This window comes from Pantoea rodasii (genome assembly GCF_002095465.1).
GTDB lineage: Bacteria > Pseudomonadota > Gammaproteobacteria > Enterobacterales > Enterobacteriaceae > Pantoea > Pantoea rodasii.
Genome location: NZ_MLFP01000045.1, coordinates 1 through 5,025 on the forward strand (window position 1 = coordinate 1; position 5,025 = coordinate 5,025).

The window sequence follows — 5,025 nt, forward strand, 5'->3', positions numbered from 1 at the left end:
AGAAGGGGTTTCGTATTCAACGTGAGAAGTGTTGATGGTGATACCACGTGCTTTCTCTTCTGGTGCGTTATCGATCTGATCGAACGCTTTAGCAGAGCCGCCGTAGGTTTTAGCCAGAACGGTGGTGATTGCTGCAGTCAGAGTGGTTTTACCATGGTCAACGTGACCGATGGTGCCGACGTTTACGTGCAGTTTGTTACGCTGAAATTGCTCTTTAGCCATCGCTAGTCCCTCTAAGACACGGATATATCGAAGATATCGTCATATCAACCAGGCAATGCCTGACTGTTTGGTTTACAGAGAGAGAATCAGGAGAGAGATAAAGGAAGTGGTGCTGATACCCAGAGTCGAACTGGGGACCTCACCCTTACCAAGGGTGCGCTCTACCAACTGAGCCATATCAGCACATCTGGAGCGGGCAGCGGGAATCGAACCCGCATCATCAGCTTGGAAGGCTGAGGTAATAGCCATTATACGATGCCCGCATCCTGGAACTCGGCTACCTGTTCTTTCTGTAGCTTATGAATAATAAAAGAAGACCTTCTATTATTCGAGCCAGTCAGAGTTTCTGACCAACTTTGATTGCGTAACTCTGCAATCTGAATTCGAAGGTGAGAGAGATGAACTCACCCGTCAGACAAAGACTTTATCTGACGCTCAACCAAGAGGCTGAGATGGTGGTGGGAGAAGGATTCGAACCTTCGAAGTCTGTGACGGCAGATTTACAGTCTGCTCCCTTTGGCCGCTCGGGAATCCCACCTACTTGATGGTGCCGGCTACCGGAATCGAACTGGTGACCTACTGATTACAAGTCAGTTGCTCTACCAACTGAGCTAAGCCGGCATCAAGTGGAGCGCATTATGGGAAGACCGAGCCCAGGATGCAACAAAAAAATTATCAAATTTGTTCTATCGCTTACTATTTGTGCAAATCCTCGCAAATCGCTTATCTTCTGCAGAATTTTCGACCAAAGACAGTCTATTTTCCCGCCGCCGGACGAAGCCGCGTTGGGTAAAGTCATATGATTTGTTTTGCACATTTCCAGGTCATGCTGCATTTCAGTTGTGCAATCGACGATTAATTTTTGCAGATTTGTGCCCGATTGAGCGCTTTTTAGCTGGCCCGCAATTTGCTTAGTTATAAATAGGGGTCTGGTGAAGGAGATCGATGTATGAATATTGTGCAGCTTAATGCTGAAACACTGCCACGCTATCGACAGGCGCTGGGCGCGCTAATGGTGGATGCCATCCAACACAATATGACTTCCGCTTTTCATCCCTCACAAGGCCGGCAACGCTATCAGGATGCTGAGCGCTATTTTCATAGTCTGCGTGACGGTTTGGCGCGCCATGAGCGTCTTCTTTGGGTTGCATTAACAGACATTGGTGTGGCTGGCAGCGTACAACTCAGCATTTGTCAGCGGCCTGATGGACAAAATAGAGCCGAGGTGTTGCATCTTTTGGTGCACTCGGAGGCACAGCGTGAAGGAATTGGTCGGCAGCTAATGCACAAACTTGAAGAGCAAGCTGGGCGCTGCGCTCGTGGGTTACTCTATCTGGATGTTCTGGCTGGCTCCCCTGTGGAGGCGTTCTATAGGGCGCAGGGTTATCACTATCTTGGAGAACTCCCTGATTATGCTTTACGCGCCGATGGGCATCCTCATCCAGGAGCAATTTACTATAAGCGCTTACGCACCTGCCCAGCAGAAACCGCCGCAACAAGCTACTGAGCAATAATAAAAATGCGGGCACGCTTACGAAAGCGTGCTGTGGTTTATCATTTTGCTTCTTTTTAAAGTGACACTGGTGTTACCCTCCAGCCCATTGTTCTCGTTAAATTACCCCCTACGACGTGCAACTGAGTTCGACGCATCATTGTATGCCTGGCGCTGCAAGGTGTTGATGAGCCAGAATTTGCGGTCAGATGCATGCTTATGAGTAAAAAAACGACGCCACTCACTACACCTTATTTGCAGTTTGACCGTCAGCAGTGGGCCGCTTTGCGCGACTCAGTGCCAATGACGCTCGCTGAAGGTGAAATCGAGCGACTGCGCGGCATTAATGAAGATCTCTCTTTAGAAGAAGTTGCTGAGATCTATTTACCGCTCTCACGTCTGCTCAACTTCTATATCAGCTCGAATCTACGCCGTCAGGCGGTGCTTGAGCAGTTTCTTGGCACCAATGGGCAAAAGATCCCTTATATCATCAGTATCGCTGGTAGTGTTGCCGTGGGCAAAAGTACCACTGCCCGTGTGCTGCAAGCGCTCCTGAGCCGCTGGCCCGAACATCGTAAAGTCGAGTTGATCACCACCGATGGCTTTTTGCACCCCAATGCGGTGCTGAAAGAGCGTGGCCTGATGAAGAAGAAGGGTTTTCCGCAATCATATGATATGCATCGTCTGGTGAATTTTGTATCCGACTTAAAGTCGGGTGCCAACCAGGTGACAGCCCCCGTTTATTCGCATCTTATTTACGATGTGATTCCGGATGGCGATAAAGTGGTGCAACAGCCCGATATTTTGATTTTGGAAGGGTTGAACGTGCTGCAAAGCGGCATGGATTATCCGCATGATCCTCATCATGTATTCGTTTCGGATTTTGTCGATTTTTCAATATATGTCGATGCGCCAGAAACGTTATTAGAACGCTGGTATGTCAATCGCTTCCTTAAATTCCGCGAAGGGGCATTCAGCGATCCTGACTCTTATTTCCACCACTATTCTCAATTGCCAGCAGAAGAGGCAGAGAATATTGCGCGTGGATTATGGAAAGAGATTAACTGGTTAAATCTAAAGGAAAACATCCTTCCAACCCGTGAACGTGCCAGTCTGATTATGACCAAGTCTGCCGATCACGCAGTGCAAAGTGTTCGTTTAAGAAAATAAAAAAACGTCCTGCATCGGCAGGACGTTTAATTATTAAATTGAAAACAGATTAATGACCTGGACGCAAAGAAATTTCACCACCCACCCAGGATTTAATTTCACCATCCTGTTCCAGTAATAAACCACCCTGCTTATCAATCCCTCGCGCAATACCATGAACTTCCCTGTCGCCAATCAGCAGTTTAACCGGACGATTGATATAGTTATCCAACGCACCCCAACGGTCTAAGAATGGAGCCAATCCATCGCGTTCGAAAATGGGAAGTGCCTCTCGCAGACTATTAATGATTTTCGCCGCCAGCTCATTTCGATCAATTTCTACGCCTGCTTCATGCAAATTTATCCAGCCCTGATTAATCTCAGACGCGCCTTCTGAGCGCATTACCAGATTGACCCCTGCGCCCATCACAATCTGCGCCGCATCGCCTGTTTTGCCGGTTAATTCAACAAGGATACCGGCTAATTTCCGGTCGTTAAGATAGAGATCGTTTGGCCATTTAACGCGCACATCTGGCGCACCCAAAGACTGGATGACTTCTGCCATAACAATTCCAATGACCAGGCTTAACCCCATAGCCGCCGCAGGTCCTTGCTCCAGACGCCAGTACATTGAAAGATAAAGGTTAGACCCAAAAGGAGAAAACCATTTTCTCCCGCGGCGACCGCGCCCCGCTTGCTGGTACTCCGCTATACATGCATAACCTGAGGCCAGTTGGTCCATGCGATCAAGCAGGTATTGGTTGGTTGAATCAATAACAGGTATTACATCTAAATTGGGCTGATGCAGATGTGAAAGAATCTCTGCTTCATCTAGCAGCTGGATAGGTGCAGGTAAGCTGTAACCTTTACCGGTTACCGTGTAGACATCCAGGCCCCAGCTTTTCAGCGTCTGGATATGCTTGTTAATGGCTGCGCGACTCATGCCTAGCACTTCACCCAATTGCTCACCTGAGTGGAATTCCCCATCGGCCAGAAGCGCTACCAACTTTAATGGAACACTATTATCTTTCATGAAATGACCTCAACGGCATTACGTTCACCTTGAGCACCGATAAAGCGAACTTCGGGCTCCAGCCAAACATTGAATTTCTCACCCACATGGTTTCGCACTTCATGAGCCAACGCAACGATATCCTGTGGTGTCGCCTGGTTCTCATTGATCAATACCAACGCCTGCTGGCGATGAACGGCTGCGCCACCCACTTGATGACCTTTCAGGTTACATTGATCGATCAGCCAACCTGCAGCTAATTTGACCTGATCATTTTCCTGCGGGTAATGCGGCATTTCAGGCCACTTCTGCAACAGCGTTGAAGCCAATTCATGTGTAATCAAAGGGTTTTTGAAGAAGCTGCCCACATTGCCCGTTTCGCGCGGGTCCGGCAGTTTGCTTTTGCGCATGTGGCAGACCGCATTGAATACATCCCATGCACAGACTGTCGCCGGATTCAATTTCGCCAAATCGCCATAGCTCAATACTGGCTTCCATTGTTTAGCAAGACGCAACCCAACGGCAATAATGACATAATTCTCTTTCATCTCATGCTTGAAGATACTATCGCGATAGCCAAATTGGCACTCATCACGATGCAGACGAACCAATTCCTGCGTTGGGAGATGCAGTACTTCGACATATTGGCATATATCTTTGAATTCAACGCCATAAGCACCAATATTCTGAATTGGTGCCGAGCCTGCCATTCCGGGAATTAATGCCAGGTTCTCCAGGCCGGTAATGCCTTTCTTTAAGGTATGCTCAACCAGTTCATGCCAATTTTCGCCAGCACCAATGTGCAAATGCCATGATTCAGCTTTTTCCTCAAGTGAAATACCCTTGATGGCATTGATGATCACTCCGCCATGAAAGTTTTCCAGGAAAAGCACGTTGCTGCCTTCACCTAAGACAATGAAAGGTTGATTCGCCTGTTGAGTGGCTTGCCATGCGTTAATAATGGCTTTGGGTGTGTCTGCGATATACAGCGCTTGTGCACTGACCTCGAGACCCAGTGTGTTGAATGCTTTTAAAGAAGTGTTGGGGCTGGACATTTCACGGCCTTTACTGATTTATCTGGCCGTAGTTTACCCGATCAGTTAGTTACGGGTGGGATGTTTTCGTGGCTTTTAGCGTGGATTTCACCGAT

5 protein-coding genes and 4 tRNA genes are annotated in these 5,025 nt (G+C 48.1%); 2 read left to right on the plus strand and 7 right to left on the minus strand.

The window, feature by feature from the left end; all coding sequences use genetic code 11:
* The 5 genes from HA45_RS23120 to HA45_RS23140 form a co-directional block, all read right to left on the minus strand.
* Positions 1–222, minus strand: a 222-nt coding sequence (locus tag HA45_RS23120) for a GTP-binding protein (protein WP_244563468.1), incomplete at its 3' end; no start/stop codon positions are given.
* 107 nt (positions 223–329) lie between these two features.
* Positions 330–405, minus strand: a tRNA-Thr gene (locus HA45_RS23125).
* Positions 406–410: 5 nt separating this feature from the next.
* Positions 411–485 (minus strand) — tRNA-Gly (locus HA45_RS23130).
* A 190-nt stretch (positions 486–675) separates the two neighbouring features.
* A tRNA-Tyr gene (locus HA45_RS23135) sits at positions 676–760 on the minus strand.
* Between the two features lie 7 nt (positions 761–767).
* A tRNA-Thr gene (locus HA45_RS23140) sits at positions 768–843 on the minus strand.
* A 328-nt stretch (positions 844–1,171) separates the two neighbouring features.
* Between HA45_RS23140 and HA45_RS23145 the strand changes: the two genes are divergently transcribed.
* The gene (locus HA45_RS23145; protein WP_100700162.1) at positions 1,172–1,729 is read left to right on the plus strand and encodes a GNAT family N-acetyltransferase; all 558 of its coding nucleotides are present in this window, start codon (positions 1,172–1,174) and stop codon (positions 1,727–1,729) included.
* Between the two features lie 204 nt (positions 1,730–1,933).
* Positions 1,934–2,884: a type I pantothenate kinase gene (gene coaA, locus HA45_RS23150; protein WP_100700161.1), complete on the plus strand. Its 951-nt coding sequence runs from the start codon at positions 1,934–1,936 to the stop codon at positions 2,882–2,884.
* Positions 2,885–2,933: 49 nt separating this feature from the next.
* Here coaA and birA read toward each other — a convergent pair whose 3' ends face one another.
* Together birA and murB are read right to left on the minus strand one after the other, a co-directional pair.
* Positions 2,934–3,896, minus strand: coding sequence for a bifunctional biotin--[acetyl-CoA-carboxylase] ligase/biotin operon repressor BirA (gene birA / locus HA45_RS23155; protein ID WP_100700160.1), 963 nt, complete (start codon positions 3,894–3,896; stop codon positions 2,934–2,936).
* A complete protein-coding gene (murB, locus tag HA45_RS23160; RefSeq protein ID WP_100700159.1) occupies positions 3,893–4,930 on the minus strand; it encodes a UDP-N-acetylmuramate dehydrogenase in 1,038 nt (345 codons plus the stop codon). Before murB ends, birA begins: the two co-directional genes overlap by 4 nt.
* Positions 4,931–5,025: the final 95 nt, after the last annotated feature.

Bases quoted from the DNA above. Each gene is read 5' to 3' on its own strand.
- HA45_RS23145 (WP_100700162.1), top strand. From the start codon at position 1,172: ATGAATATTGTGCAGCTTAATGCTGAAACACTGCCACGCTATCGACAG.
- coaA (WP_100700161.1), top strand. From the start codon at position 1,934: ATGAGTAAAAAAACGACGCCACTCACTACACCTTATTTGCAGTTTGAC.
- birA (WP_100700160.1), bottom strand. From the start codon at position 3,896: ATGAAAGATAATAGTGTTCCATTAAAGTTGGTAGCGCTTCTGGCCGAT.
- murB (WP_100700159.1), bottom strand. From the start codon at position 4,930: ATGTCCAGCCCCAACACTTCTTTAAAAGCATTCAACACACTGGGTCTC.